Source organism: Novosphingobium sp. DS6-6 (assembly GCF_057784975.1).
Map to the genome: position 1 here is coordinate 264,462 of NZ_JBYNTS010000003.1, position 25,150 is coordinate 289,611.

At 65.6% G+C, this 25,150-nt stretch carries 25 protein-coding genes; 16 read left to right on the forward strand and 9 right to left on the reverse strand.

The genetic code is table 11. From position 1 onward, the window contains the following. Positions 1-3 precede the first annotated feature (3 nt). Positions 4-336: a 2Fe-2S iron-sulfur cluster-binding protein gene (locus AC3EDY_RS05475; protein ID WP_488571461.1), complete on the forward strand. Its 333-nt coding sequence runs from the start codon at positions 4-6 to the stop codon at positions 334-336. A gap of 23 nt (positions 337-359) precedes the next feature. Here AC3EDY_RS05475 and AC3EDY_RS05480 read toward each other — a convergent pair whose 3' ends face one another. The 7 genes from AC3EDY_RS05480 to AC3EDY_RS05510 all read right to left on the reverse strand — a co-directional run bounded on the left by AC3EDY_RS05480 (position 360) and on the right by AC3EDY_RS05510 (position 6,404). Further along, positions 360-1,154, reverse strand: a complete 795-nt coding sequence (locus AC3EDY_RS05480) for a hypothetical protein (protein WP_488571462.1) — start codon at positions 1,152-1,154, stop codon at positions 360-362. Positions 1,155-1,201: 47 nt separating this feature from the next. Further along, entirely contained in the window at positions 1,202-2,722 is a 1,521-nt protein-coding gene (locus AC3EDY_RS05485) for a DNA recombination protein RmuC (RefSeq protein WP_488571463.1), read from the reverse strand. A gap of 105 nt (positions 2,723-2,827) precedes the next feature. Continuing rightward, positions 2,828-3,394, reverse strand: coding sequence for a peptide deformylase (gene def / locus AC3EDY_RS05490; RefSeq protein ID WP_488571464.1), 567 nt, complete (start codon positions 3,392-3,394; stop codon positions 2,828-2,830). Between the two features lie 119 nt (positions 3,395-3,513). Then, on the reverse strand, positions 3,514-4,218 hold the full coding sequence (locus tag AC3EDY_RS05495; RefSeq protein ID WP_488571465.1) for an ATP12 family chaperone protein: 705 nt from the start codon (positions 4,216-4,218) through the stop codon (positions 3,514-3,516). Continuing rightward, positions 4,215-4,430 carry a hypothetical protein gene (locus AC3EDY_RS05500; protein ID WP_488571466.1) on the reverse strand — a complete coding sequence of 72 codons (216 nt, stop codon included), beginning with the start codon at positions 4,428-4,430 and terminating at the stop codon, positions 4,215-4,217. Before AC3EDY_RS05500 ends, AC3EDY_RS05495 begins: the two co-directional genes overlap by 4 nt. A 4-nt stretch (positions 4,431-4,434) precedes the next feature. Then, positions 4,435-5,097, reverse strand: a complete 663-nt coding sequence (locus AC3EDY_RS05505) for an HAD-IA family hydrolase (RefSeq protein WP_488571467.1) — start codon at positions 5,095-5,097, stop codon at positions 4,435-4,437. Continuing rightward, complete coding sequence (locus AC3EDY_RS05510; RefSeq protein WP_488571468.1) at positions 5,094-6,404, reverse strand: RluA family pseudouridine synthase; 1,311 nt, start codon at positions 6,402-6,404, stop codon at positions 5,094-5,096. The genes AC3EDY_RS05505 and AC3EDY_RS05510 overlap by 4 nt, the downstream gene beginning before the upstream one ends. 186 nt (positions 6,405-6,590) lie before the next feature. On the opposite strand from AC3EDY_RS05510, the gene rpsU reads away from it, so the two are divergent. The 6 genes from rpsU (at position 6,591) to gatB (ending at position 11,433) form a co-directional block, all read left to right on the forward strand. Next, positions 6,591-6,797, forward strand: coding sequence for a 30S ribosomal protein S21 (rpsU, locus tag AC3EDY_RS05515; protein WP_011446475.1), 207 nt, complete (start codon positions 6,591-6,593; stop codon positions 6,795-6,797). 213 nt (positions 6,798-7,010) lie between these two features. Beyond that, the gene (locus tag AC3EDY_RS05520) at positions 7,011-7,583 is read left to right on the forward strand and encodes an FKBP-type peptidyl-prolyl cis-trans isomerase (RefSeq protein WP_488571469.1); all 573 of its coding nucleotides are present in this window, start codon (positions 7,011-7,013) and stop codon (positions 7,581-7,583) included. 108 nt (positions 7,584-7,691) lie between these two features. After that, positions 7,692-7,994, forward strand: coding sequence for an Asp-tRNA(Asn)/Glu-tRNA(Gln) amidotransferase subunit GatC (gatC, locus tag AC3EDY_RS05525; protein ID WP_488571470.1), 303 nt, complete (start codon positions 7,692-7,694; stop codon positions 7,992-7,994). Positions 7,995-8,116: 122 nt separating this feature from the next. Further along, entirely contained in the window at positions 8,117-9,601 is a 1,485-nt protein-coding gene (gene gatA, locus AC3EDY_RS05530) for an Asp-tRNA(Asn)/Glu-tRNA(Gln) amidotransferase subunit GatA (RefSeq protein WP_488571471.1), read from the forward strand. Between the two features lie 15 nt (positions 9,602-9,616). Beyond that, positions 9,617-9,940: a trypco2 family protein gene (locus AC3EDY_RS05535; RefSeq protein ID WP_488571472.1), complete on the forward strand. Its 324-nt coding sequence runs from the start codon at positions 9,617-9,619 to the stop codon at positions 9,938-9,940. Further along, positions 9,937-11,433 carry an Asp-tRNA(Asn)/Glu-tRNA(Gln) amidotransferase subunit GatB gene (gatB, locus tag AC3EDY_RS05540; RefSeq protein WP_488571473.1) on the forward strand — a complete coding sequence of 499 codons (1,497 nt, stop codon included), beginning with the start codon at positions 9,937-9,939 and terminating at the stop codon, positions 11,431-11,433. The genes AC3EDY_RS05535 and gatB overlap by 4 nt, the downstream gene beginning before the upstream one ends. 52 nt (positions 11,434-11,485) lie before the next feature. On the opposite strand, the gene AC3EDY_RS05545 is transcribed toward gatB, so the two are convergent. Beyond that, positions 11,486-12,289 carry a hypothetical protein gene (locus AC3EDY_RS05545; RefSeq protein ID WP_488571474.1) on the reverse strand — a complete coding sequence of 268 codons (804 nt, stop codon included), beginning with the start codon at positions 12,287-12,289 and terminating at the stop codon, positions 11,486-11,488. Positions 12,290-12,463: 174 nt separating this feature from the next. Beyond that, positions 12,464-15,418, reverse strand: coding sequence for a M16 family metallopeptidase (locus AC3EDY_RS05550; protein ID WP_488571561.1), 2,955 nt, complete (start codon positions 15,416-15,418; stop codon positions 12,464-12,466). Between the two features lie 197 nt (positions 15,419-15,615). On the opposite strand from AC3EDY_RS05550, the gene clpB reads away from it, so the two are divergent. The 9 genes from clpB to tatC all read left to right on the forward strand — a co-directional run bounded on the left by clpB (position 15,616) and on the right by tatC (position 25,009). After that, positions 15,616-18,201 (forward strand): ATP-dependent chaperone ClpB, encoded by a 2,586-nt coding sequence (clpB, locus tag AC3EDY_RS05555; protein ID WP_488571475.1) that lies wholly within the window; start codon positions 15,616-15,618, stop codon positions 18,199-18,201. 143 nt (positions 18,202-18,344) lie between these two features. Then, entirely contained in the window at positions 18,345-20,108 is a 1,764-nt protein-coding gene (argS, locus tag AC3EDY_RS05560; RefSeq protein WP_488571476.1) for an arginine--tRNA ligase, read from the forward strand. Between the two features lie 4 nt (positions 20,109-20,112). Next, positions 20,113-20,865 carry an SPOR domain-containing protein gene (locus tag AC3EDY_RS05565; RefSeq protein ID WP_488571477.1) on the forward strand — a complete coding sequence of 251 codons (753 nt, stop codon included), beginning with the start codon at positions 20,113-20,115 and terminating at the stop codon, positions 20,863-20,865. Between the two features lie 71 nt (positions 20,866-20,936). Continuing rightward, positions 20,937-21,953: a beta-N-acetylhexosaminidase gene (gene nagZ, locus AC3EDY_RS05570; protein WP_488571478.1), complete on the forward strand. Its 1,017-nt coding sequence runs from the start codon at positions 20,937-20,939 to the stop codon at positions 21,951-21,953. A 6-nt stretch (positions 21,954-21,959) separates the two neighbouring features. Further along, positions 21,960-22,763, forward strand: coding sequence for a segregation and condensation protein A (locus AC3EDY_RS05575; RefSeq protein ID WP_488571479.1), 804 nt, complete (start codon positions 21,960-21,962; stop codon positions 22,761-22,763). Then, positions 22,760-23,356: an SMC-Scp complex subunit ScpB gene (gene scpB / locus AC3EDY_RS05580; RefSeq protein WP_488571480.1), complete on the forward strand. Its 597-nt coding sequence runs from the start codon at positions 22,760-22,762 to the stop codon at positions 23,354-23,356. Before AC3EDY_RS05575 ends, scpB begins: the two co-directional genes overlap by 4 nt. A 75-nt stretch (positions 23,357-23,431) precedes the next feature. Further along, positions 23,432-23,728, forward strand: a complete 297-nt coding sequence (locus AC3EDY_RS05585; RefSeq protein ID WP_488571481.1) for a twin-arginine translocase TatA/TatE family subunit — start codon at positions 23,432-23,434, stop codon at positions 23,726-23,728. 30 nt (positions 23,729-23,758) lie between these two features. Next, the gene (gene tatB, locus AC3EDY_RS05590; protein ID WP_488571482.1) at positions 23,759-24,190 is read left to right on the forward strand and encodes a Sec-independent protein translocase protein TatB; all 432 of its coding nucleotides are present in this window, start codon (positions 23,759-23,761) and stop codon (positions 24,188-24,190) included. A gap of 9 nt (positions 24,191-24,199) precedes the next feature. Next, complete coding sequence (gene tatC / locus AC3EDY_RS05595; RefSeq protein ID WP_488571562.1) at positions 24,200-25,009, forward strand: twin-arginine translocase subunit TatC; 810 nt, start codon at positions 24,200-24,202, stop codon at positions 25,007-25,009. The last annotated feature ends 141 nt before the right edge of the window (positions 25,010-25,150 follow it).

Sequence of the window (25,150 nt, forward strand, 5' to 3'; positions counted from 1 at the left end):
CCTATGGTTCGGGTCACCTTCCTCACCGCCGATGGCCAGCGCGTCGGCGCCCAGGGCGAGGTCGGGCAGCGCCTGCTGGAACTGGGCCAGAATGTGGGCATGCCGCTGGAAGGCACCTGCGAGGGGCAGATGGCCTGTTCCACCTGCCACGTGGTGGTTGACCCCGCGTGGTTCGAACGCCTGAGCCAGGCGTCGGAAGACGAGGAAGACATGCTCGATCTGGCCGCCGGCGTGACCCGCACCAGCCGGCTATCCTGCCAGATCATTCTGGACAAAGCGCTCGATGGCCTGGAAGTGCGCGTGCCGGCCGAAGCGCGAGACATGCAGCCGCGCTGAACGGGGCGGCGCGTCCCGACAGGTCAGTCCCCTGCGACCAGCGCGCTGATCCGCCATTCGCCACCTTTGCGTTCGGCGATGATCCGCCGGGCAAGAAGGCTGCGCAGATAGGCCGTTTCCACCCAGCCCTTGCGTTGCGGCTTGCCGGTGATGACCGCAGTATACCGCGCGGCCGGATCAAACGGCGGCGTTGTCGCGATGGTGACGAGCGACCAGTCCAGCCGGTCCAGCAGCGGCGCATTGGCGGCCGGCCTGGCGCGCAGCGGCACACCTTCGCCGGTGACCAGCATGGTCATGCCCGGGTCCACCTCGTCCGGCACGTTCCAGAAAAACCATGGCATCACGACCAGATCGCCTTCCACGGCGCAGCCAAGCGGCATGATCCGCTCCAAATCGGCCCAGACCGCTGCACCTGCAGGGGCAGACAGCCGCTTCTGCAATTCGGCGGGGCCATGGCCGCCGCCATAGTCGAGCGTCACGTCGGGCGAAGAGAGCGCCCCCAGCGCTGCGGCATCCCGGGCCTTGATCGCGGCGCCGAGCTGGGCGGAAAACGCGTTCCAACCGGGCAGGGCGGCACAGGCGTCTCGCGGCGGCAGCGCCATGGCGGGCAAGGCCGCGGCCGTGTCGGCCGGGGTCATCGGTGCCTCGGGCGCGGGATCGACCGGCAGGGTTAGCGTCGGGCTCGGGCTCGGTGCCGGCAGGCTGGGCACGGGTTCGGGTATGGCTGTGGTGCTGGCTCGCGCGGCAGGGGTTTCGCTTTCCTGCGGCTCAGGCTCGCGCTGGCAAGCGGCAAGCGCCAAGGCAAGCGCCAGCATCACCGCTCCGGCGGTCGCGCCTTTCCGACTTCGTGCCAATCTGTCCATGCTTACCCTGCCGCCGTTTCCCCTTGCACGCCAACGCCAGCAGGCGCCGCCAGTTCCGCCACGGCATCCACCCCGCCATAGCGCGGCGCGGTTTCGACCAGCGGTACTTCTTCCACTTCGCGTTTGCCGATCTCGATATGCTTGTCGCGCAGGCGCCGCCCGGCGGACAGCACATTGCGTTCGAAACTGCCGACGAACTTGTTGTAGTTGCTGACCGCGCTTTCAAGGCCCGATCCCATGCGCTTGAGGTGGTCCGCCGCCACGGCCAGCCGTTCGTAAAGCTCGCCGCCCATCCGCCCGATTTCCCGCGCTTCGCGCGCCAGGCCGTCCTGGCGCCAGACCTGCGCCACCGTGCGGCAGATGGCAACGAGATTGGTGGGCGAAGCCAACAGGACGCGGCGGTCGAAAGCAAAGTCCCACAGTTGCGGATCGCGTTCCAGCGCGGCAGCGATGAAATGTTCGCCCGGCACGAACATCAGCACGTAATCGGGCGCTTCCTCGAACTGGCTTTGATAGGATTTGGCGCCCAGGGTCTGGATATGGTTGCGCATCGATTGCACGTGTGCGGCCAGCGCAACGCCGCGCGCGGCATCATCGGCCGCCTCGAACGCATCCTGATAGGCGTTCAGCGACACCTTGGCGTCGATGACCAGCAGCTTGTTGCCGGGAATGCGCACGATCGCGTCGGGTCGCAGGCGGCCTTCGTCGGTTTCGATCGAATGTTCGGTGACGAAATCGGTGTGTTCGGAAAGGCCGCACTGCTCCAGCACGTTGCGAAGCTGCTGCTCGCCCCAGCGGCCGCGTGCCTTGGGCGCGTTGCGCAGCGAATTGCCCAGCCGGGCGGCTTCGGCGCGCACCTGTTCCTGCCCCTCGCGCATCGCCTGGATAAGCCCGGCAAGATTGCCGAACGCATCGACGCGTTCCTTTTCCAGCTTGCTGACCTGTTCCTCGTAGCTTTTCAGCCGCTGGTCTACCGGGGCCAGCAGCGCGCGCAGCGATTGCGCGGCCTTTTCCTCGCTCTGGGCAAAGCGTTCCTGGGCGCGGGCCATGAACGTTTCCTGCGCGCGTTCCAGAACCTTGTTGCCGGCGTTTTCGAATTCGCGGCGCAGGGCGTCCTGCGCCTCGATCAACAGGCGCTTCTGCTCGGCGAAATTGGCGGCATCGGCTTTCATCCGGGCCAGTTCGGCGCGCAGGTCTTCGCGCGACTGGCGGGCTTCGTGCAGGGCGTTGCGCAAGGCGTCGGCTTCGGCCGCCCGTTCCCCGGCAGCGGCCAGATTGGCGGAAAGCGCATCACGCTCCGCCCGCAGGGCATCGCGCTCGGCCGCCGTCTGTTCCACCTGGCGGGCACGCTCGGCCATGGTGGCCAGGTCCACGGCCATGGCCTTGACCTGCGCTTCGGCCGCGCGCGCCTCGGTCTCGCGGGCGCTGGCACGACCCTGTGCCTCGGCCAACGGGCGAGAACCCAGGAACCAGCCCAGGCCAAGGCCGATCACCAACGCCACGATCACCACAGCCACAGACACCCTCAGCCTCCCTTCAGGAACAGAGAGTGAACGTAAACGAACCCGCCCGGCAACGCAATGTGCCCGCCCGCTTTATTCTCAGTCCAGTGGGCCGGATGGCGCCCGTCACGCCACCTTGCGCAGCTTTTCCAGCTTCTTGAGTGCCATCTGGCGCTTTAGGCGCGAAAGGTGATCGATGAACAGGATGCCTTCGAGATGGTCCATCTCGTGCTGGAGGCAGGTGGCCAGCATGCCGTCGATCGTTTCTTCGTGCCGCGTGCCGTCCAGATCCTGCCAGCGAACGCGAATGCGCGAGGGGCGCTCCACCTCGGCATAGATCTCCGGCACCGACAGGCACCCTTCGCGATAGAGGGTCTGTTCTTCCGACGGTTCGAGAATTTCCGGATTGATGAAGACCCGCGGTTCGCGGCGCACCGGCTGATGGGCATGGCCGCAACCATGATCGTGGCACATTTCCGGCTCGGCATCTTCGTCTTCGGGCTGAAGGTCGATCACCAGAACGCGCAAGGGCACACCGACCTGCACGGCGGCAAGGCCTATGCCGGGGGCATCGTACATCGTGTCGAACATGTCCGAAACGAGCGTGCGCAGCTCTTCATCGAACTTTTCCACCGGGTCCGAAACCTGCTTGAGGCGCGGATCGGGAACTTCAAGGATTTCGCGGATAGCCATGACGGCAAGATAGGCGGTGCATGCCGAAGTCGCAAGGCGAGCGATTCGATCACGGTGATCGGCTCAGGCGGTCATGCGGGGATACCGGGCACCGCCGCGCGGCGGCAGATCCGGTCTTGTCAGAGAGAAGCCGTTCGGCACAGATCGGCGAACCGGGCCGCCGTGGCAAAGGCTTCGCCGCGCCGGCTGCGGCGGGCCTGCGCCTCGGCATCCTTGCCCCAAAGGTCGGTCTGCCAGTCTTCCTCCAGACAGGCCGCGTCCCATAGCGCAGCAATGTCTGCCGCCGGATCGAGCGCGGCAAGCCCCACGATCAGGGAGGCGGAAAGCGAAGTCGCATTGCGCAACGCCGCCAGCACGAACGGATCGTGCCGGCCCAGTTCAAGGCGCAAGGCGGCAAGCGTCGCTTCGGGTTGCGGCTTGTGCATGACGCCCGATACGCGCAGAAACGTAACGCCGTAACGCGCCTCTGCCGCGGTCACCAGCGGTTCCCACGCCAGGCGCTGGCGCGCGGCGAGCGGCTCGTCGGGCTCTGCCCGATAACACAGCGTATCGGTTTCGGCATAAGGCATAAGGTCGGCACGCGCCGCATCTGGCGCAGGCGCGATCACGTCGATGGCGTAATCGGCCATGTCGCGCAGGGCAAAGCCGGTCGTGTCGATCGTGTCGCCCTGCGCCGCCCATTCGGCGCCCATGGCCTGCGCCAGCGCGGCCGTGGGCACGATCTGGGTATGGCCCCCCTGGGTGCGGATACCGCGTCCATCGAGGCACACGCGAAACCCGCCCTCCTCCCGCGACACTGCGACATCGGTATAGAACCGTTTCATGACCGCCGCTTCCAGCGCCGGGCCAGCCAGCGTGGCGCGCCGAAAAAGATTGTCAGGCCGGCAAGCATCAGGGCGAACGCTCCCCACGGCGGAACGGCGCTCAAACGGGGCGCGTTGCCCGATGCCGCGACGGCCCCGATCATGACGATCAGTGTTCCTGCCAGGCGAACGGCATGCAGCAGGAAAAAGCGGCCCAGCGCTGGATCTGCCATCGGCTCAGCCCACGGCGTCCAGCAATTCGGCCAGCTCTGCCACGGTGGCGGCCACCGCATGGGCGCCGGCGGCAAGAAGCTCTGCCCGTTCGTGATAGCCCCAGTCCACGCCGATCGCGCGCACCCCGGCGTTGCGAGCCATGGCCATGTCGTAGGCCGTATCGCCGATCATCACGGTCAGCGCCGCTTCGGCACCGGTGGCATCGAGGCAGGCTTCGATCATGCTGGGGTGCGGCTTGGACGGATGGCGATCGGCGGTCTGCAGCGTGACGAAATGGCGCGACAGGCCGTGGCTTGCCAGGCAATGCGCAAGGCCTCGGTCGCTTTTGCCGGTGGCCACGCCCAGCAGCCAGCCACGATTGACAAGGTCGTCCACCAGCGCGGCGATGCCCTGGTAAAGCGGTTCGCCCACCATGCCCGCCTCGCGCCGGGACCGGAAGGCATCCTTATAGGCCTGCGCCAGCAGTTCGTGGGTTTCGGCCTCACCGTGCGGGTAAAGGCGGCGCATCGCCTCCGTCAGCGAAAGTCCGACGATGCGGCGCGTTTCGCTGCGCGGTGGCGGCACCAGTCCCAGGGCATGGAACGCGCCGTCCATCGCGGCGCCGATGTCGGCCTGGCTGTCGACCAGGGTGCCGTCGCAATCGAAAATGGCAAGGCGCGGGTTCATCGCTTGGCCGGTCCGCGTGGGGCAGGCCGCGGCGCCGCGGGCCTGGCGACCGGCTTGCCGCCGGGCTTCCCCGCCAGCGGGGACCGCGGCTTTGCGGCAGGCTTTGCGGCAGGCTTCGCGCGCTGGCCGGTGGGCTTGCGTCCGCTGCCGGTTGCCGGGCCATCGGCGCGCTTGCGGCGTTCGCCGCGGCGCTCCTTGCGATATTGCTTGGCATGGGCCTTGGCCGCGCGCTTTTCGGCGTCCCTGGGATCGATCAACACCGGTGCTTCCAGCGACAGATCGCCATCGCTTTCGGTAAAGCCCAGTTGTTCAAGGCTTTTGGCGAAATGGTCGGGCAGGGGGGCGGTTACGTCGATAAGATCGCCTTCGGGGTGTTCGATGCGCAGGCGCCGCGCGTGCAGATGAAGCTTGCGGCTGATGCTTCCCGATAGAAACGCGCTCTGGCCGCCGTATTTTCCGTCGCCCACGATGGGATGGCCGATCGCGGCCATGTGCACCCGCAACTGATGGGTGCGGCCGGTCAGGGGCTGCAGTTCCACCCAGGCGGCGCGATTGCCGGCACGGTCGATCACGCGATAGCGGCTCCGCGATGGCTGCCCGTGCTCGGTTTCGTCGACCATCATCTTTTCGCCGCCGGTGCCCGGCTGCTTGGCCAGCGGCAGATCGATCATCCCGTCGCTGACATCGGGCACGCCGATCACCAGCGCCCAATAGATCTTGCGGGCGGTGCGCCCGGAAAAGCGTCTGGAAAAGAAGGCCGCGCTGCCGGGCGTGCGCGCCACCAGCAGCACGCCAGAGGTGTCCTTGTCGAGGCGGTGGACCAGACGCGGGCGCGGTTCGCCATCGCCGGCATAGGCATCGAGCAGGCCATCGACATGCTCGTGCGTGCCGCTGCCGCCCTGCGTCGCAAGGCCGGGCGGCTTGTTGATCAAGATCGCGGCGCGATCCTGTTCCAGCACGATGCTTTCGGCCAGCTGGATCTGTTCTTCTGTCAAGGGCCGGCGCACGCGGGCCGCCTTGCCGGCCCCGCTGCCGGGGAGCGGACCGCCGGCCGGCGGAACGCGCAGCACCTGGCCGGCCACCAGCCGCGTATCGACATCGGCCCGTTTGCCGTCCACGCGGATCTGCCCGGTGCGTGCCCAGCGCGATACCATGGCAAAGCTCACTTGCGGCAGGTTGCGTTTGAACCAGCGGTCCAGCCGCACGTCGTTGTCGTCGGGCAAAATGGTGAACTGGCGTACCGCGTCTGGATTGCCGCCACCGTTGCGCTCGGTGGCCTTGCCTTTGGGGGCTTTGAACAGGGTCATGGCCGCGCCCATAGGGCCTTTGCTCGCAAAATGCACGACCTTGCTTGCGTTCTGCCGGCAGAATCATTAATGGGCGGCCGGTTCGAGCCGGTCCTGTTCGGATTCGGCTGGTTTTGTGTTCCCGTTATCTGGTGACCCCCGCGCGGCCGCGGGCTCTCGCCCGAAGCTGTTGAGGTGTGTCGGTTTATGCAGATTCTCGTTCGCGACAACAATGTTGATCAAGCTCTTCGCGCCCTGAAGAAGAAGCTTCAGCGTGAAGGCGTCTATCGCGAAATGAAGCTGCGCCGCCACTTTGAAAAGCCTTCGGAAAAGCGCGCTCGCGAGAAGGCCGCCGCCGTGCGCCGCGCGCGCAAGCTCGAGCGCAAGCGCCAGGAACGCGACGGCGCCAAGTAAGCCGCATGCGGCGGCCTGCGTCGTTGCCGGGCCGCTGCATTGAGCACTTGCGATAGGCCCTGCGCTGGGCCAAGAGGGCGCCGTGAGTCACGGCGCCTTTTGTTTTGGTTCGATCCGTTGCCGGTCGAATCGGCAAGGGCGCCGGCAGGGCGGCCCCGGATCGGGGCAGCCCGATGAGGGCAAATCCAGAGGGGCAACCCCAGAGGGAAACCAATGTCGGAAATCACGCGCGTTCCGTTGCAGCCTGTGACCAAGGGCTCGCTCAGCTTGCTGTGGCTGGGTGTGATCGTTGCCGTGCTGGTGGGCATCGGCCTGGCGTGGGCGGCGCGCCCGGTGCATTTCAGCGAGGTGCGCGTAATCGCGCTCAAGGATGGGACGGGCAAATCGCCGACCACGTCCGATGTGGCGCTGGTCAGCTACGTTGGCCGCATTGCCAGCACGGGCAAGGAATTCGATCGCGGGGAGAACGCCGCAATGCCGCTGCAGGGCGTGATCCCCGGCTTTGCCCAGGGGCTTCAGCAAATGAAAGTCGGCGGCAAGTATCGGCTCGAAATCCCGGCCGCGCTGGCGTATGGCAGCCAGGCGATGCGCAACCGCGATGGCAGCGTCGCCATTCCCGCCAATAGCGACCTGGTGTTCGAGGTCGATCTGATCGAGTTCCGCTCCATGGTCGAATTGCAGCGGCGCCAGGCTGCCATGCAGGCATTGCAGCAGCAGATGCAGGCTCAAGGCGCAATGGGCGGCACTCCCGGAGCCGATGCCGGAACGGTCGTTCCGGCCAACTGATCCGTTTGCGTGTCGATCGGGGTTTTCGCCCCGCGGCTTGAAGGACACCGTGCGCGATGGTAGCGCGCGGTGTTTCCGTTTTGGCAAACCCCGCATGAAAGGGATGGCATGTCCGTTAATATCGCCGACGTGGCGAAGATTGCCAGTCTTGCCCGCATCAAGGTGACCGAGGCCGAGCTGGCGGCCATGGTTCCCGAACTGAACGGCATTCTGGCCTGGGTGGAGCAATTGGGCGAAGTCGACGTGGCCGGGGTTACGCCGATGACCGCCGTGATTCCCAACACGCTGCGCCTGCGCGATGACCTGGTGAACGCCGACCCGTTGACCGGCGGCAATATCCGCGAGGCCGTGCTGGCCAATGCGCCGGCGGCCGAACATGGCTTTTTCGGCGTGCCCAAGGTGATCGAATAGATCTTTTCGACGGTGGTTGCGCGCGGCATGCGCCGGGCACAGCAGAGGCAACCCCGTCCCGGCTTTCCCGTTTCCCACGCGCGAAGCCCGTTCGGCTCGCGCGCAACCATCGGTTCGAACGGATGACTGAGCTTACCGAACTTGGCGTTGCCGCCCTTCGCGACGGAGTGGCGAGCGGTGCCTTTTCCGCCACCGAAGTGGCGCAGGCCTTCAATGCCGCCGTGGCAGCGGCACAAGATGCGCTCAATGCTTTCATCGTCACGACGCCCGACGCCGCGCTGGCGGCGGCCGCCAAGGTTGACGAAGCGCGCGCCGCGGGCCAGCCGCTGGGCAGGATGGCCGGTGTGCCGATCGGCATGAAAGACCTGTTCGCCACGCGCGGCGTGCAGACGACGGCGGCCAGCAAGATTCTCGAGGGTTTCGTTCCGCCCTATGAAAGCACGGTGTCGCAGAAACTGTGGGATGCAGGCGCCGGCATGCTGGGCAAACTGAATCTCGATCAGTTCGCGATGGGTTCTTCGAACGAAACCAGCGCCTTCGGCAATGTCGTTTCGCCCTGGCGCAAGGCCGGAGACTCCACTCCGCTGGTGCCGGGCGGTTCGTCCGGTGGGTCGTCTGCCGCCGTCGCCGCGCGCATTGCACCGGCTGCCACGGGCACCGACACGGGTGGCTCCATCCGCCAGCCGGCGGCGTTCACCGGCATTGCCGGGATCAAGCCTACATATGGCCGCTGTTCGCGCTGGGGCGTGGTGGCTTTTGCGTCGTCGCTCGATCAGGCGGGCGCCATGGCCCGCACTGTGCGCGATTGCGCGATCATGCTCGAGGCCATGGCCGGGTTCGATGCCAAGGACGCCACCAGTCTCGATCTGCCGGTGCCGGCCTGGGAAGCGGGCCTCGATGCCGATCTGCGCGGCAAGAAGGTGGGCATCCCGCGCGAATACCGGGTCGATGGCCTGGATGCCGATGTGGCCAGGAGCTGGGACGAAGGCATTGCCTGGGCCAGGGACGCCGGCGCGGAAATCGTCGACATTTCGTTGCCGCACACCAGGTATGCGCTGCCGACTTACTACATCATCGCCCCGGCGGAGGCATCTTCAAACCTCGCCCGCTATGATGGCGTGCGCTATGGCCTACGCGATCTGCCCGATGGCGCCAATCTGCAGGACATGTATGCCGCCACCCGCGCCGCCGGTTTCGGCGACGAGGTCAAACGCCGCATCCTGATCGGCACCTATGTGCTGTCGGCCGGCTTCTATGATGCCTATTACACCCAGGCGCAGAAAGTGCGCGCGCTGATCAGCCGCGATTTCCTGAACGCGTTCGAGACGGTGGACGTGATCCTGACGCCCACCGCGCCTTCGGCGGCGTTCGCGCTGGGTCAGAAGAGCACCGATCCGGTGGAAATGTACCTGAACGACGTGTTCTCGGTGCCTGCGAGCTTGGCGGGCCTGCCGGCCATGTCGGTTCCGGCTGGCCTGTCGCGCGATGGGCTGCCGCTGGGCCTGCATGTCATCGGCCGTCCGCTCGACGAACAGGGCGTGCTGAACGCCAGCCTTGCGCTTGAACAGCGCGCACAGTTTTCGGCAAAGCCGGGTAAGTGGTGGTAACAAGGGGGCAATACAATGTCAGAAGACGTTGATGAAAACGAACTCCGGCCATTTGTTGCCAGCACTCTTTCTGCAATCATGAATGGGATTGCAGATGCGCAAGACAAAGCCGTAATTCGCTCCGCCTTCGGGACGGGTGAGTTCAAATTCAGTGCGCCCGAGCAGGTGAAGTTTGATGTCGCCGTCACCGCTAAGCACAGTGGTACGGCTAGGGGCGGTTTTAAAATTCAAGTCTTCTCGATGGGGGCTGGAGCTGGCGGTGATGTAAGCTCTGAGTCTGCAACTGTAAGTCGGATTCAGTTTACAATTCCAACCAAATTTAAACGAGATAACGGATGAGCAGCTATCGTATCCAGGGCGCCACGGGCGAATGGGAAGTGGTGATCGGGCTGGAAGTCCATGCCCAGATCACCTCGGCGGCCAAGCTGTTTTCCGGTTCCGCCACGGCCTTCGGAGCAGAGCCCAACACCCAGGTCAGCCTGATCGACGCGGCCATGCCTGGCATGCTGCCGGTGCCCAACCGCGAATGCATCCGCCAAGCGGTGCGCACCGGCATGGCGATCGACGCGCAGATCAACGCCTGGTCGCGGTTCGATCGCAAGAACTACTTCTACGCCGATCTGCCGCAGGGTTATCAGATCAGCCAGCTTTATCACCCGCTGGTGGGCGAGGGGCAGATCGAGATCGTGCTGGACGACAAGAGCCCCGATGCCGGTTCGAAAACGATCGGGATCGAGCGCATTCATGTGGAGCAGGACGCGGGGAAACTGATGCACGATCAGCACCCGACGATGTCCTATGTCGATCTCAACCGCTCGGGCGTGGCGCTGATGGAAATCGTCAGCCGGCCCGACATGCGCTCTCCGGCCGAAGCCGGCGCCTATCTCACCAAGCTGCGCCAGATCCTGCGCTACGTCGGCTCGTGCGATGGCAACATGGACCAGGGCTCGATGCGGGCAGACGTCAACGTGTCGGTGCGCCGCCCGGGCGAAGCGCTCGGCACGCGGACGGAAACCAAGAACGTGAACTCGGTGCGCTTTGTCATGGCGGCGATCGAGTACGAAGCCAGCCGCCAGGTCGACGTGCTGGAAGCGGGCGGCAAGATCGTGCAGGAAACCCGCCTGTTCGATCCGGGCACGGGCGTTACGCGGTCGATGCGCAGCAAGGAAGACGCGCACGACTATCGCTATTTCCCCGATCCCGATCTCCTGCCGCTGGAACTGGACGCGGCGTTTCTGGCCGAATGCCGCGCCAGCCTGCCCGAACTGCCCGACGCCAAGCGCGCCCGCTATAGCGAAAGCCTGGGTCTTTCGGCCTACAACGCCGCCGTGCTGACGGCCGATGTGGAAACGGCCGCCTGGTTCGAAACCCTGATCGCGGCGAGCGCGGCAAGGCAGGGCAAAGATGCGGCGGCCGTTGCCAAGCAGGCGGCCAACTGGCTGACCAGCGAACTGTTCGGCGCGCTCAACAAACTGGGCAAGGGCCTGGACGACAGCCCGGTTTCCCCCGAGAGCGCGGCGGAACTCCTCGCCCTTGTCGGCGACGGCACGATTTCAGGTTCCATTGCCAAGCAGGTTCTGGAAAAGATGCTGGAAACCGGCGAGGGCGCGGCGCTCATCGTCGAGCGCGAAGGCCTCAAGCAGACGACCGATACCGGCGCCATCGAAACGGCGGTTGATGCCGTGCTGGCCGCCAATGCCGACAAGGTGGAACAGTACAAGGCCGGCAAGGAAGCCCTGTTCGGCTTTTTCGTGGGCCAGACGATGAAAGCCATGGCCGGCAAGGGCAATCCGCAATTGGTGAACCAGGTCCTGAAAGCCCGGTTGGGGTAATCCAGGATCAGGCCCCCTGCCTCAAATCCGGCAGGGGGCCACCTACTGGGTATCAGATCGAAAAATCGAAAATCCGGGCGCTCAATGCGCCCCCATTGCCCATGCCATTGAGCGAGAACAGAAACCCATATTCGCCGGGGGCAAGCTCCGCCTTTGGTTGGATTTTGTAGACCCCCGGGCGCACCATCTGATAATCGAAAGCCACCCGATCCTTGTCCATCACGCCGGTCTTGGCGCCCGCGATATTCATGCTGCCAACCCGCGCTTCGCGCCGACCGTCTTTCGTGATCAATTTGATCAGCGAGAATTCACTGGGCGATGTGACCGTCGCGGCGGTACCGGATGCCCACGAGGAAGGTGCATTGCCAACTTGCGGGTTGGATTCGTCGAAAAAGAAATAGAACGTAGGTGTCCGCTCGGCCGCATGAACGCGCGCCGATGCATTCTGGATCGATGCCTTGATGCTGGCGGAAGCCAGGCCACCCGTCAGTGCATAGCCGAAAATGCCGCCTGTCTTCGCCTGGTTGGTTGTCGTGGGATCGATCCGTACCATCTGGCCTTTGCCAGCATCGAGCAAGTAAACGCCCGCCGGGTGCAACACTGCCGGATCGGGTGACGTCAGGGAAAATTGTTGCGCTGCGGGCGCAGTGGCAGTGCTATCGAGCAACGCTGCAAGGATCGGCCCGGTCAAACCCTTCTTCTTCAGTTCCAGCATCTGCTCGACCGAAAGGTCTATGTGCGTGCCGGTGCTTTTGATTTTGGCGACGACAGCTTCGTCGCCAATGCCGCTTTGCGCCAGTGCGGTAATTTGCTCGAGCGTAAGTGCTGCCGCGCTGGCGGTGCCAGGCAGCAACATGGCCGAGGCGCAAAGCGCGAGGACCGACTTCTTGATAAACATAAACCCCCCTGTCGCCGGCGATCGACCTCTGCCGCCGGCGACAGGAATATTAAATCACGGAATCTGGCCAAGCGATCAAAAAAGCCGAAATCCACGCGCTGCGGTTATAAAATTGTTCCGATCTGGCGTAAGTTACTTCTCCGGTAAGGCCACCATGTCAACCGGCAGACCGAGCTTGTCCAACTGCGGCTTGATCTTGGCGGCGTCGCCCACCACCACCCAGGTCAGCTTGCTCGGGTCGAGCGCCGCGCGGGCGGCCTTGTCGAGGTCTGCGGCGGTCAAGGTGGGATAGCGCATGGCGAGCCGCGTGTAATAATCGTCCGGGCGCTGAAACTGCACGATCTTGATCAGGCCTTCCAGCACGGCGGACGAGGTTTCGAAGGCGCCTGGCAACTCGCGCGCGGCGCCCTGGGTGGCCCAGGCCAGCTCGTCGGGGGCCACGCCCTTGTCTTTCAGGAACATGGTCATATCGGCTTGCAGCGCGGCGATCGAAGGGCCGGTCTGGTCGGTCTGCACCGGCGCGATAAGGCGATAGACGATGCGACCTTGCCGCTCGCTCACGGCGCTTCCCACGCCATAGCTCCAACCCTTGCTCTCGCGCAGGTCCAGGTTGAGGCGCGATAGGAACGTGCCGCCCAGCACCTGGTTGGCAGTGCGCAAGGCGACCAGATCGTCGCGGCCCGTGGCGTCGAGCACCTGGCCGGCCATGACCATCGATTGCGGCGATGCGGGCCGGTCGATCAGCAGGATGCGGGGGGCAGGCGCCGGGATCGGGGCGGAGAGATTCTTTTCCGGCGCCGCCCCCGCCGGTTCTGCCCAGGTGCCGAAGCTCTTTTCCAGCAGCGGCTTGACCGCTGCCAGTGTCGTATCGCCCACCACGAAAATCGTCGCTTTCGAGGGGCGCATCCACGCCTGGTGGAACGCGGCCAGATCTGCCGTGGTCAGCTGCCTCACCACGGCGGGATCGCCGGCCCCGGTGGGTGAAGTGCCATAGGGGTGCTGCGGCCCGTAAAGCGCGGGATAGAGCGCGCGCAGCGCCATCGCTGTGGGATCGCGCAGTTCGGCATCGATCGCGGTCAGCTGCTGGGCGCGCACGCGTTCGAGGTCCTTGGTCTTGAGCGCGGGGTGGCGGATGTAATCGGCCAGTAGCGCCAGCGAGCCGGCCAGGTTGGGAGTCACGGCATCGAGCCGGAACGCCGTGCTATCGGGCAGGGCCGCGTTGCTGATCTGGGCGCCCAGGCTTTCGCGCGCGCGGGCAAACGCTGCCGCATCAAGCGCTTGCGTGCCCTGGTCCATCAGTTTGAGCAACACTGCCTGGGTGCCTGAGACGGCGCGCGGTTCGGCGGAAAAGCCGGCGTCGAATGTCACCTGCACCGAAACCACCGGTACGGCCTCCCGCCGCGCAAAAACAACCTTGATACCGTTGGCAAGAGTGGCGCGCTCGATCTGCGGGAATTGCAGCGCGGAAAGCTGGCCGATCGGCGGCAGGGTGCCGCGATCGGTGGCGGTGGCGCCGGCAGGTTGCGTTATGAGGCCGGCAGCCGGCGCCTGCCCCGGTTGACGCCAATAGGCGGGACGCGCCGCGCCACCCGACCCGCTCGCGCCAGTGCCGCCCAGCGTATCGTTGCTGGCCCAGCCGCCCCGCGTTTCGCCCCCTTCGGTGCGCGTTCCCGGCTCCACCGTCAGGGCAAAGACCGGCCGCGTCAGCCACTTTTGCAGCGCGGTGCGCACCTGCGCCGGGGTCAATGCGGCAATCGCGTTCAGTTCCTTGCGGTAATGCCCGGCATCGCCGTTGTACAACAATCCTTCGGCCAGGGTGGAAGCCTTGCCGCTTACCGCCTCAAGCTCGCGGATCTGTCCGCTGGCAATGACCGTGGCGGCCCGGGCCAGTTCGTCGGCGGTGGGGCCTTCGGTGACCAGGCGCCGGATCTGCGCATCAAGCGCGGCGCCCACAGCCGTGGCGTTCTGCCCCGGCTTCACATCGGCCTGAACCATGAACTGGCCACCCTGGGCAAAGATATCGGCACTGGCGCCGGCAGCCACCGCCACCTGCTGGCCGCGCACCAGGTTGTCGTCCAACCGCGAACTGGCAAGGCCGCCCAGTATCGTCGCGCCGATCTGCAGCGGCAGGTAATCGGGATCGTCATAGCCGGGTATCGCCCACATCCGGTACAGGCGCGTCGCGGCCACCTCGTCCTTGACCGTCTTGGCCTTGGGGGCAGGCAGGGTGGGCACCGGAGCCGAGATCGGCCTGACCTTGGGCCCGGACGGGATCGGGCCAAACCACCGGGCCACCTTGTCTTTGGCCGTCGCCAGATCGATGTCGCCAGCAAGGACCAGCACCGCGTTGTTCGGGCCGTAATGATTGGTGAACCACGCTTTCACATCGGCCAGGCTGGCGCTGTTCAGATCGGCCATCGAGCCGATCGTGCTGTGGTGATAGGGGTGGCCGACGGGATAGAGATTTTCAAGCTGCTCGTATTCCACCAGGCCGAACGGCTCGTTGTCATGCTCGCGCTTCTCGTTCTGTACCACGCTGCGCTGATTATCGAGCGTTGCCTGGTCTACTGCCGCGAGAAGATAGCCCATGCGATCGGATTCCAGCATCAGGAAGCGATCGAGCGCTGCCGAAGGCACCGTTTCATAGTAGTTGGTGCGATCGAACCAGGTAGTACCGTTGTAATCGGTGGCCCCCGCGTTCTGCAACGCCGTGAAGAATTCGCCCTTGTTGTGTTCGCTGCCATTGAACATCAGGTGTTCGAACAGGTGGGCAAAGCCGGTCTTGCCTTCCGGCTCGTGCTTGGAGCCCACGCCATACCAGACCGAAAGCGCCACGACCGGCGCCTTGCGATCGGTATGGACCAGCACGCGCAGGCCATTGGGCAGAGTGAATTGCTCGTAGGGAATGCTCACCGAGTTGACGAGATCGGCAAGCGGCGCCGGGGCGGGCACAGTCAGGGCCTGGGCCGGGATCTGGGCCGGGATCTGGGCCGGGATCTGGGCCGGTGCAGGGGCGGCCTGCGCGGACACGGGGATAGCCGTTGCAACGGCTAGAGCGAAACGGGACGCGTTGAAAAAGCGCTGCATGGAATGGGGCTTGTCCTGACTCGGAAACGGCATCGCACCCTTGTGTAAGGAGCCGGGCGGCTGAGTCAAAGCTGAACGATTGCGATCCCGGAATCGAGCTGGTTTTGATTGCAACCGGATTTGCTAAATTTCTGGCACACTCTTGTGTTGCATAAAGGCCACATTACCTTTGCCGGGTCAGGAGAGCGAGACACTTTATGAACCTCGAGAAATTCACCGATCGCGCCAAGGGTTTCCTCCAAGCGGCCCAGACCCTGGCCATCCGCCTGAGCCACCAGCGCATCACCCCCGAACACGTGCTCAAGGCTTTGCTGGAAGACCAGGAAGGCATGGCCAGCGGGCTGATCCAGCGTGCCGGCGGCAATCCGGCGGTTGCTCTGGCCGATCTCGACAAGGCGCTGGGCAAGCTGCCGGCCGTTTCCGGATCGGGCGCGCAGGCTTCGCCGGGCCTCGACAACGATACCGTGCGCATGCTCGACCAGGCCGAGCAGATTGCGGCCAAGAGCGGCGACAGTTTCGTCACGGTGGAGCGTCTGCTGCTGGCCCTGGCGCTGGCGGGCACGACACCGGCGGGCCTGGCGCTCAAGGCTGCCGGCCTTTCGCCCCAGGCGCTTGAGGCGGCGATCACTGCGCTGCGTGGCGGGCGTGCCGCTGATAGCGCGGGGGCGGAGAACGCCTATGACGCAATGAAGAAGTATGCCCGCGACCTGACCGAGGTGGCCCGTGCAGGCAAGCTCGATCCGGTGATCGGCCGTGACGAGGAAATCCGCCGCACCGTGCAGATCCTGGCGCGGCGCACGAAGAACAACCCGGCGCTGATTGGCGAACCGGGCGTCGGCAAGACCGCGATCGCCGAAGGCCTGGCCCTGCGCATCGCCAATGGCGACGTGCCCGACAGCCTCAAGCATCGCCGCCTGATGGCGCTCGACATGGGGGCGCTGATCGCCGGCGCGAAGTATCGTGGCGAGTTCGAGGAACGGCTGAAAGCCGTGCTCGACGAAGTAAAAGGCGCGGAAGGCGAAATCATCCTGTTCATCGACGAGATGCACACCTTGATCGGGGCGGGCAAGACCGAAGGCGCGATGGACGCGTCGAACCTGCTCAAGCCCGCACTGGCGCGCGGCGAACTGCACTGCATCGGTGCCACCACGCTGGATGAATACCAGAAGTACGTGGAAAAGGACCCGGCGCTGCAACGCCGGTTCCAGCCGGTGTTCGTGGGCGAGCCGACGGTGGAAGACACGATCTCGATCCTGCGCGGGATCAAGGAGAAGTACGAGGTGCACCATGGCGTGCGCATTGCCGACGCCGCGATCGTGGCCGCCGCCACGCTGTCCAACCGCTATATCGCCGACCGCTTCCTGCCCGACAAGGCGATCGACCTGATGGACGAGGCCGCCAGCCGCATCCGCATGGAAGTGGAAAGCAAGCCCGAGGAGATCGAGAACCTCGATCGCCGGATCATCCAGCTCAAGATCGAGGAAATGGCACTGGCCAAGGAGACCGACCAGGCCAGCCGCGACCGGCTGGATACCCTGCGCGAGGACTTGGCCAACCTGGAGCAGCAATCGGCCGAGCTTACCACCCGCTGGCAGAACGAGCGCGACAAGATCCAGGCCGAAGGCCGGATCAAGGAGCAGCTCGATGCCGCGCGCGTGGAACTGGAGCAGGCCCAGCGCGTGGGCGATCTCGCCAAGGCCGGGGAGCTGGCCTATGGCCGCATTCCCGAACTGGAGCGGCAACTGGCCGAGGCGCAGGGCGCCAGCCAGAACGCCCTGCTGCGCGAGGAAGTGACCGCCGAGGACATTGCCGCCGTGGTCAGCCGCTGGACCGGCGTGCCCGTCGACCGCATGATGGAAGGCGAGCGCGAAAAGCTGCTCAACATGGAACAGGCGCTGGGCAAGCGGGTGATCGGGCAGAAGGATGCGGTGCTTGCCGTGTCGAAGGCCGTGCGCCGCGCGCGCGCCGGGTTGCAGGACCCCAACCGCCCGCTCGGCAGCTTCCTGTTCCTTGGCCCCACGGGCGTCGGCAAGACCGAGCTGACCAAGGCGCTGGCCGGGTTCCTGTTCGACGACGACAACGCGATGGTGCGCATCGACATGTCGGAGTTCATGGAAAAGCACGCGGTCAGCCGCTTGATCGGCGCGCCTCCGGGCTATGTCGGCTACGACGAAGGCGGCGTGCTGACCGAAGCGGTGCGGCGCCGGCCCTATCAGGTCGTGCTGTTCGACGAGGTGGAAAAAGCGCACCAGGACGTGTTCAACGTGCTGCTTCAGGTGCTTGATGACGGGCGCCTCACCGATGGCCAGGGCCGCGTGGTGGACTTCACCAATACCCTGATCATCCTTACTTCCAACCTTGGCAGCCAGTACCTGGCGAATCTGGGCGCGGGGGAAGATGTCGGCACCGTGGAGCCGCAGGTGATGGACGTGGTGCGCGCGCACTTCCGGCCGGAGTTCCTCAACCGGCTTGACGAGGTCATCCTGTTCCATCGCCTGGGCCAGGAACACATGGCTCCGATCGTCGACATCCAGGTGGCGCGCGTGGCCCGGCTGCTCAAGGACCGCAAGATCACGCTTGATCTGACCGACGCTGCCAAGCGCTGGCTCGGCCGCGTGGGCTATGATCCGGTCTATGGTGCCCGACCGCTGAAACGCGCGGTGCAGCGCTATCTCCAGGACCCGCTGGCCGAGCGGCTGCTGGCCGGAGACGTACCGGATGGCAGCACGGTGACTATCGACGAAGGCGACGGGGCGCTGGGGTTCGTGATCGCTGCAGCTTGAGGTTCCGGCCACCCGCCCCCTTCTCTCCGGGATCGGGGCGGGGCGCGGCCAGGCACCAGGCATACCCCAGCAGGCATACCCCAGGCATATCATCGCAAACCCTCGGGTTTCCAAGGCCCGGCAAATTCGCTATCGGCCCGGGCATGACCACCGATAGCCCATCCGCCACTCAGACGCTGTTTGCCGCCTATGCCGGCGTGATCGATGCCGCGCTCGATGCCCTTGTTGCCAAGGGCGCGTTGCCGGCAGGCCTGCCGCGCGGTGCGGTCACCTGCGAGCCGCCGCGCGATGCGGCGCATGGCGATCTGGCCACCAACGCGGCGATGGTGCTGGCCAAGCCCGCCGGCACGAACCCACGTGCGCTGGCCGCGCTGCTGGTGGATGAACTGGGCGCTCATCCGGGCGTGATCGCTGCGGAAATTGCCGGGCCCGGCTTCATCAACCTGCGCCTTGCCGATGCAGCGTGGATCGATGAACTGGCGTTGATCGGCAGCCGGGGCAGTGCCTATGGCCGTTCGACCCTGGGGGGCGGCAGCACGGTCAATGTCGAATATGTTTCGGCCAATCCCACCGGGCCTATGCACATGGGCCACTGCCGCGGCGCGGTGGTGGGCGATGCTTTGGCCGCGCTGCTGGAATTCGCCGGGCACAAGGTGATCAAGGAATACTACGTCAACGACGCCGGCGCGCAGGTCGACGTGCTCGCCCGTTCGGCGCACGTGCGGTATCGCGAAGCGCTGGGCGAAGACGTGGGCGGCATCCCCGAGGGGCTCTATCCGGGCGAGTACCTGGTGCCGGTGGGCCAGGGGCTGGCCGCCGAATTCGGCGAACGCTATGTCGCGGTGCCCGAGGCCGAATGGCTGGTGCCGTTCCGCGCGCGCGCGGTGGCGGCCATGCTGGCGATGATCAAGCAGGACCTGGCCAAGCTGGGCATCGTCCACGATCTGTTCTCGTCAGAGGCGGCGCTTCAGGCTGCGGGCAAGCCCGAGGCGGCAGAGGCGTGGCTGCGCGCGCACGATCTGGTTTACGATGGCCATCTCGAAGCGCCCAAGGGCAAGACGCCCGAAGATTGGGAGCCGGTGGAACTGCCGCTGTTCCGTTCGACCCGTTTCGGAGATGATCAGGACCGCCCGATCAGGAAATCCGACGGTAGCTGGACCTATTTCGGCGCGGACCTGGCCTATCATTTCCAGAAGGCCGAAACCGCCGATGCGCTGGTCGATATCTGGGGCGCGGACCATGCCGGCACGGTAAAGCGGATCAAAGCGGCCGTCGCGGCCCTGACGGGGGGCGAGGGGCGGCCGCCGAAACCCTTTGAAATCAAAATAGTGCAGATGGTGCAGCTGTTGCGCGACGGGCAGCCGGTCAAGATGTCGAAGCGCGCGGGCAATTTCGTCACTCTGGCCGAGGTGGTCGACGAAGTGGGCAAGGACGTGGTGCGCTTCACCATGCTGACCCGCAAACCCGACGCGCAGATGGATTTCGACTTTGCCAAAGTGGTTGAAGCTTCGAAAGACAATCCGGTGTTCTATGTGCAGTATGCCCACGCCCGGATATGTTCCACGCTGCGCAAGGGCACCGAACTGGGCTGGGCGCCGGGCGATGCGCATCTGGCGCTGATGGGGCAGGAGGAATTGGCCATGGTAAAGCTGGCCGCGCAGTTTCCGCGCATTGTCGAAGGCGCCGCCACAGCACGCGAGCCGCATCGCATCGCGTTCTTCCTTTATGACCTTGCGGGGGCGTTCCACGCCTATTGGAACATCGGCAACGACAAGCCGGAGAAGCGGTTCATAGTGGCACAGGACAGGGACCTTACCGAAGCGCGACTTTTCCTGGCCGCACAAATCGGGCAGGTTATCAAGAACGGGCTGGCCATTCTGGGGGTGGAGGCCGCGCAGGAGCTATAAAACAATGGTGAACGGGGATCAGCAAACCAACGAGGATCAGCAACCGGGCGGCGACCAGCCGGCCGATGATGCGGTGCACGGTGCCGGATACGGCAGCGGGTCCGAAGCGCTGGACCTTGGCACCGAAGACCGCCTGCCGTGGCTGGAAAGCGCTGACGATGTCGATCCGGAGGAAGAGGGCGCCGACAGCGGGCGGTTGATCGGCTTCGGCGTCGTGGCGCTGATCATTCTGGCGGGAATCGTCGGTGCGATCTATTGGGCCACGCATCGCAACACCGCCCCGGCGGCGGCCGATGGCAGCCTGATCGAAGCGAGCAGGGAGCCATACAAAGTCGCGCCCAAGGACCCGGGCGGCAAGACCTTCCAGGGAACCGGCGATTCCAGCTTCAAAGTGAGCGAGGGCGAACGTCCCGCCGCTGCGCTTGCCGCCAAGGATGCCCCCGCGCCCAGCCCCTCTGCGCGTCCTGAAAAGACGCTGGAAAAGGCGGCGGGCAAGGCGGCTCCGGCCGCGCCGTCGGTCAGTGGCGTCGGCGTGCAGGTCGGCGCCTTTTCCAGCCAGGCCCTGGCCGAGGCGGGATGGAACAAGCTGGTTCTCGCCCATGAAGACCTCAAGGGCATGAACCATCGCATCGTGGCCGGCAAAGCCGATATCGGCACCGTCTATCGCCTGCAGGCCGTGCCTGGCGATCTGGCCGCCGCCAATGCGCTGTGCAACACGTTGCAGGGCGCGGGCATCAAATGCCAGGTAAAGCGCTGAACGGGCGATAGGGGGCAGCCTCGCTGCCCTTTGCGCTTGCCTTGGCGCGCGATTTTCGGGATGGCAGCGGCATGCTTCCTGCGATCTTCGGCCTAGCCGGCCCTGTTGTCACCGCCGATGAGCGCGCTTTTTTCAAAGATGCCGATCCGGCCGGGTACATCCTCTTCGCGCGCAACGTGGAGAGCCGGGAACAGCTGCGCGCGCTGACAGACAGCCTGCGCGATCTGCACGGGCGTGACCGCCTGCTGGTCTGCATCGATCAGGAAGGCGGCCGCGTGGCGCGGATGAAGCCGCCGGTATGGGCCGCCTATCCCGCCGGTGCGGCGTTCGACCGGCTTTATGATGTGGCACCTGCCAGCGCGATCGAAGCCGTGCGTGCCAATGCCCATGCACTGGGCATGGATCTGGCCGAAGCGGGCATCAATGTCGGTTGCCTGCCGTTGCTCGACGTGCGCCAGCCCGGGGCCCACGACGTGATCGGCGATCGCGCCTTTGGCAGCGAGCCGCAGCGGGTCGCCGCCCTGGGCCGCGCCGTGCTCGACGGATTGGCGCGGGCCGGCGTCACGGGCGTGATCAAGCACATGCCCGGCCATGGCCGCGCCCTGGCCGACAGCCACAAGGAACTGCCCACTGTCACGGCTGGCGAGGAAGACCTGGCGGCCGACCTCGCCCCGTTCCGGGCGTTGGCGTCCGCTTCGATCGGCATGACCGGGCATGTATGTTTCACGGCCTGGGATGCAGACCTTCCGGCAACGCTTTCGCCGTTCGTGGTGCGTGAAGTGATCCGCGGCCGTATCGGCTTCGATGGCCTGCTGCTGACCGATGATCTCGACATGCAGGCGCTGCAGGGCACCGTGCCCGAGCGGGCGGCGCGCGCCCAGGCGGCCGGGTGCGACATCGCGCTCAATTGTTGGGCGAATATGCCTGACATGATCGGTATTGCCGCCACACTTGCACCCATGAGCGCGCAGACCGCGAACCGCCTCGATCATGCGCTGGCGCCGGCCGCGCCGGCCGCCGTGTCACGCGATGTGGATGCCCAGGATGCCCTCGTTGCTCGCCGCGACGCCTTGCTGGCTCTCGCCTGATTGCGCATGGCGACGGAAATTCCCCCGTTCGCCGATGCCGCCGATTGGGACGGGCTGCCACAGGCGGTGGCCGCCAACGATGCGCTCCACCTCGATCTCGACGGCTGGGAAGGGCCGCTCGATCTGCTGCTCGACCTGGCGCGCCGACAGAAGGTCGATCTGCGGCGGATTTCGATACTGGAACTGGTGGATCAATATCTGCGGTACATCAGCGGCGCCCAGGCGCTGAGGCTGGAACTGGCCGCCGATTACCTGGTGATGGCGGCCTGGCTCGCTTATCTCAAGTCGCTGCTGCTGCTGCCACGCGATCCCGATATGCAGCCCAGCCCGGAAGAGATGGCGCTGCGCCTGCAATTGCGGCTGCAACGCCTGGGCGCGATGCGCGAGGCGGGCGCGCGGCTGATGGCGCGCGACAGGCTGGGGCGCGATGTCTTTGCGCGTGGCGCGCCGGAAGGGATCACGCTGGCGCGCCGCGCGCGCTGGCAAGCCGATCTGTTCGATCTGATCCAGGCTTATGGTCAAGTCCAGCATCGCAACCGCCCGGTCGTGCACATGGTACGCGAGCGGCCGGTAATGACGCTCGATGCCGCGCTGGCGCGCCTGTCCGCGCTGCTCGGCACGAGCCTGGAATGGCGGGAACTGCGCGCGTTTCTGCCGCCGGTGGCGATCAACGGGCCGGCCGACCGGCAACTGGCGCGTTCGGCCCTGGCCTCCAGTTTCCTGGCCACGCTGGAACTGGCCAAGCAGGGGCGGGTGGAACTGGCCCAGCACGAATGCTTTGGCCCGCTGCTGTTGCGCCCGGTGCAATGAGCGGACCCGACGATCTGGTGCGCGGGGTGGAAGCGACGCTGTTCGCCGCCACCGAACCGTTGCTGGAAGCGGAAATTTCGCGCCATCTCGGCGGGGCGGCGGTGCGCGATGCGCTGGCTGAACTGGCCGCGCACTACGCCGGGCGGGGCATCACTCTGGTGGAGCGCGGCGGACGCTGGCATTTCCAGACGGCCCCCGATCTGGCGCACCTGCTGCGGCGGGAACGGGAAGATGTGCGCCGCCTTTCGCGCGCGGCGACAGAGGCCCTGGCGATCATTGCCTATCACGAGCCGGTAAGCCGCGCCGAAATCGAAGCCATTCGTGGCGTGCAAACCGCCAAGGGCACGCTCGACGTTCTGATGGAAGCAGGCTGGGTGCGGATCGCCGGGCGTCGTGAGGTGCCCGGGCGGCCTACGATCTATGCCACCACGCCGCAGTTTCTCACGCACTTCGGGCTGACCAGCCGTGCCGATCTGCCCGGCATCGGCGAACTGCGCGCCGCCGGCCTGCTCGATCCGGCGGACGAGGCCTATGCCGTGCTGGCCGGCGCGGCCGGGGAATTGCCCGACGAAGCGGCGGACGAGCCGGACTAAACGACGAGATTCGCCAATGCGTGCTGGCGAAGTGCCGCAACATTCCCTATCTGGGCAGCCGAAGGAGATTTCGAAATGGGTGGCCTTTCTCTACCGCACCTGCTCATCGTCGCGCTTGTCGTGCTGGTCCTGTTCGGCCGTGGCCGCATTTCCGAAATGATGGGTGATTTCGGCAAAGGCATCAAAAGCTTCAAGCAGGGCATGAACGAAGAGACCGATCGCCCGGTGCCGCCGCCCCCGGCACAGATTCCGCAGGCGCCGCCCCCTGTCGTATCCCAGCAGGCCCCGGTTCAGCAGGCTCCGGTTCAGCAGGCTCCGGTTCAGCAGGGATCGCCGCATCAAGGCACCGATCAGCAGGGCCCGCAGGCCTGACCGGCCCGACAAGACAGGGCCAGGGCACCGATGTTTGATATTGCGCCGTCCGAACTGCTGCTTGTCGTCATCGTGGCGATCGTGGTGATCGGGCCGAAGGACTTGCCGCTCGCGTTGCGCACCGCCGGCCGCTGGATCGGCAAGATGCGCCGCGTTTCCAACCATTTTCGCGCCGGGATCGAAACCATGATCCGTGAGGCCGAACTGGCCGAGATGGAAAAGAAGTGGCAGGAGCAGAACGCCCAGATCATGGCGCAGAGCGCGGCGGCCAGCGCGGACGAGACGCCCCATGCCGCCTATCCCGTCAGTCCGGCGCTGGCGCCTTATGCCCCCACGGACCCGGCGACAAGCGCGTTGCCGGGCGGCGAACTGCCCCCGCCCCCTGAAAAGCTGCTGCCGGTCGAACAACGTGGCGCCCGCCCGCGTGGCGCTGCCGATGAAACCACGACGGACGGTGCCTGAGTGATCCAGATCCGCGATATCGACGAGACCCAGGCGCCGCTTCTCGATCATCTGATCGAACTGCGCACCCGCCTGCTGCGCTGCGTATATTCCATCGCGATCCTTTCGGCGATCGGTTATTATTTCGCCGACACGATCCTGGCGATCCTGGTTCACCCGTTGACCCAGGCTTTTCCGGCCGGCCACGGCCGCCTGATCTATACCAAACTCTATTCCGCGTTTTTCGTGAACGTCAAAGTCGCTTTGTTCGCGGGCTTCGCGTGCAGTTTCCCGGTCATTGCCAACCAGCTCTGGGGCTTTGTCGCGCCGGGTCTCTACGCGCGCGAAAAGCGGGCGTTCCTGCCGTTTCTCATCGCCACGCCGATCCTGTTCACAATGGGCGCGAGCCTTGCCTATTTCGTGGTCATGCCAACGGCGTTCAAATGGTTCGTCGGCTTTCAGGGCGACAAGGGCGGCCTGCAGTTGGAAGCGCTGCCGGGGATCGAGGAATACCTGGCGCTGGTGATGCAGTTCATCCTGGCGTTCGGCATCAGCTTCCTGCTGCCCGTGCTGCTGATGCTGCTCAACCGCGCCGGGATCGTCAGCCGCGATGCGCTGATCAAGGCGCGGCGCTACGTGATCGTCGGGATCGTGGCGCTGGCGGCGCTGATCACGCCGCCCGACGTGGTTTCGCAACTGATGCTGGCCATTCCGCTGTTGATCCTGTTCGAAGGCACTCTTGTGGTAATGCGCTTTGCCGAAAAGAAGGATGCGGAGGAGAAGGCGCGGGCAGAAACGGAACAGGCCGCTGCCACCGATCCAGCGCTTCCCGAAACCTGATACCAGGAATTGTGCAAATGTGGTGGAGGCCAGGGCCGGCCTCCACCGTCTACGGTCCGAAGAAATTGCATGCGCGGCCGGATCTTTCCGATGCCTGCATGGCCTTGCCCGGGTGCGAGGGGAAAACACCACCAGGCCCGG

Excerpts from the sequence above, each read along its gene's own strand:
- AC3EDY_RS05475 (WP_488571461.1), top strand. The coding sequence starts at position 4 with ATGGTTCGGGTCACCTTCCTCACCGCCGATGGCCAGCGCGTCGGCGCC.
- AC3EDY_RS05545 (WP_488571474.1), bottom strand. The coding sequence starts at position 12,289 with ATGTTGCTGCCTGGCACCGCCAGCGCGGCAGCACTTACGCTCGAGCAA.
- def (WP_488571464.1), bottom strand. The coding sequence starts at position 3,394 with ATGGCTATCCGCGAAATCCTTGAAGTTCCCGATCCGCGCCTCAAGCAG.
- argS (WP_488571476.1), top strand. The coding sequence starts at position 18,345 with ATGACCACCGATAGCCCATCCGCCACTCAGACGCTGTTTGCCGCCTAT.
- rpsU (WP_011446475.1), top strand. The coding sequence starts at position 6,591 with ATGCAGATTCTCGTTCGCGACAACAATGTTGATCAAGCTCTTCGCGCC.
- AC3EDY_RS05550 (WP_488571561.1), bottom strand. The coding sequence starts at position 15,418 with ATGCAGCGCTTTTTCAACGCGTCCCGTTTCGCTCTAGCCGTTGCAACG.
- tatB (WP_488571482.1), top strand. The coding sequence starts at position 23,759 with ATGTTTGATATTGCGCCGTCCGAACTGCTGCTTGTCGTCATCGTGGCG.
- gatC (WP_488571470.1), top strand. The coding sequence starts at position 7,692 with ATGTCCGTTAATATCGCCGACGTGGCGAAGATTGCCAGTCTTGCCCGC.
- AC3EDY_RS05565 (WP_488571477.1), top strand. The coding sequence starts at position 20,113 with ATGGTGAACGGGGATCAGCAAACCAACGAGGATCAGCAACCGGGCGGC.
- AC3EDY_RS05520 (WP_488571469.1), top strand. The coding sequence starts at position 7,011 with ATGTCGGAAATCACGCGCGTTCCGTTGCAGCCTGTGACCAAGGGCTCG.
- AC3EDY_RS05505 (WP_488571467.1), bottom strand. The coding sequence starts at position 5,097 with ATGAACCCGCGCCTTGCCATTTTCGATTGCGACGGCACCCTGGTCGAC.
- nagZ (WP_488571478.1), top strand. The coding sequence starts at position 20,937 with ATGCTTCCTGCGATCTTCGGCCTAGCCGGCCCTGTTGTCACCGCCGAT.
- gatA (WP_488571471.1), top strand. The coding sequence starts at position 8,117 with ATGACTGAGCTTACCGAACTTGGCGTTGCCGCCCTTCGCGACGGAGTG.
- scpB (WP_488571480.1), top strand. The coding sequence starts at position 22,760 with ATGAGCGGACCCGACGATCTGGTGCGCGGGGTGGAAGCGACGCTGTTC.
- AC3EDY_RS05585 (WP_488571481.1), top strand. The coding sequence starts at position 23,432 with ATGGGTGGCCTTTCTCTACCGCACCTGCTCATCGTCGCGCTTGTCGTG.
- clpB (WP_488571475.1), top strand. The coding sequence starts at position 15,616 with ATGAACCTCGAGAAATTCACCGATCGCGCCAAGGGTTTCCTCCAAGCG.
- AC3EDY_RS05535 (WP_488571472.1), top strand. The coding sequence starts at position 9,617 with ATGTCAGAAGACGTTGATGAAAACGAACTCCGGCCATTTGTTGCCAGC.
- AC3EDY_RS05495 (WP_488571465.1), bottom strand. The coding sequence starts at position 4,218 with ATGAAACGGTTCTATACCGATGTCGCAGTGTCGCGGGAGGAGGGCGGG.
- AC3EDY_RS05500 (WP_488571466.1), bottom strand. The coding sequence starts at position 4,430 with ATGGCAGATCCAGCGCTGGGCCGCTTTTTCCTGCTGCATGCCGTTCGC.
- AC3EDY_RS05575 (WP_488571479.1), top strand. The coding sequence starts at position 21,960 with ATGGCGACGGAAATTCCCCCGTTCGCCGATGCCGCCGATTGGGACGGG.
- gatB (WP_488571473.1), top strand. The coding sequence starts at position 9,937 with ATGAGCAGCTATCGTATCCAGGGCGCCACGGGCGAATGGGAAGTGGTG.
- AC3EDY_RS05510 (WP_488571468.1), bottom strand. The coding sequence starts at position 6,404 with ATGACCCTGTTCAAAGCCCCCAAAGGCAAGGCCACCGAGCGCAACGGT.